Here is a 1,179-nt window from a genome sequence, read left to right as displayed (position 1 = left end):
TTTGGGTTTACCTCTAGGTTTGGGAAAACCAAATCAGTTGGCGAATGCTTTTTACAGAAAGGCGCAGCAGGATCCGAGTATTAATCTGCGGATCATTACAGCTTTATCGCTAGAAAAGCCAAGACCAAAAAGTGAAATGGAAGCCAAGTTTCTAGTGCCATTTGTCGAGCGCTTATTTGGTGATTACGAAGAGTTAGAGTATGCCAAGGCAGTCAGGACTAACACCTTGCCGCCGAATGTCGAAGTCTCGGAGTTTTACTTTAAAGCGGGTGCTATGAAGAGCGTTGCCAGTGCGCAGCGAAACTATGTATCGAGTAACTATACCTTTGTATCGCGCGACTTAATGATTAATGGCGTCAATGTGCTGGCACAAATTGTCGCTAAAAAAGAAATAGATGGCCGACCACAGTTGAGCTTAAGCTGTAATACCGATGTTACCCTGGATATTATGCCTCTGATTGAAGAAGAGAGGGCGAAGGGGAAAAAGATCGTCACTATTGCTCAGGTTCATGACGATTTACCGTTTATGTATAACCGTGCAATGGTCGAGAATGATTATTTTGACTTCCAGGTTCATAGTCCTGCCTATCAGACTCGTTTGTTTGCGCCACCAAATATGTCGGTTCCTAACCCTGACTATATGGCAGGCTTATATGCCAGTACTCTAATTAAAGATGGCGGTACATTGCAGATTGGTATCGGTTCATTAGGTGATGCCATCGTTTATGCATGCAAATTGCGCCAGACCGATAACGACGTCTATAAACATGTCGTCGACTCTCTGAATATCGATAAAAAACTTATCTCCGAATATGGTGGCGTGGATGCCTTCGATAAAGGCTTGTATGGTTCCAGTGAAATGTTTGTTAACGGCTTCATGCACCTAATCAAGAGCGGAATTGTAAAGCGTAAGGTCTATGATGATCTTGATTTACAGCGCTTGATTAATGAGGGGAAAATTGGTGAAACAGTTTCACCATCTACACTTGAGTGCTTGTTAAATGAGTCGATTATTTCTCATCAGCTGACTCATTCTGACTTTATTTATCTACAGCGCTGGGGCATTTTTTCTGATGCCGTACAGTGGGCTGAGGATGGTCTTAAAATAGGCGAAACGACACTTTCGATTAACTTGTTAGAGCAAGCCAACTTTGCCTCCGTGTGTGAACTATGCCTGGG

The 1,179-nt window shown here is 43.2% G+C and carries 1 pseudogene; it reads left to right on the top strand.

Features of this window, described 5'->3' with window-relative positions:
* Nucleotides 1-1,179: pseudogene (locus tag A3729_RS33300) on the top strand (acetyl-CoA hydrolase); the annotation flags it as partial.

The sequence above is a fragment of the Oleiphilus sp. HI0043 genome (assembly GCF_001634935.1).
Note: the sequence above shows the minus strand (reverse complement) of the source record. Positions and strands in the feature narration are given on the sequence as shown.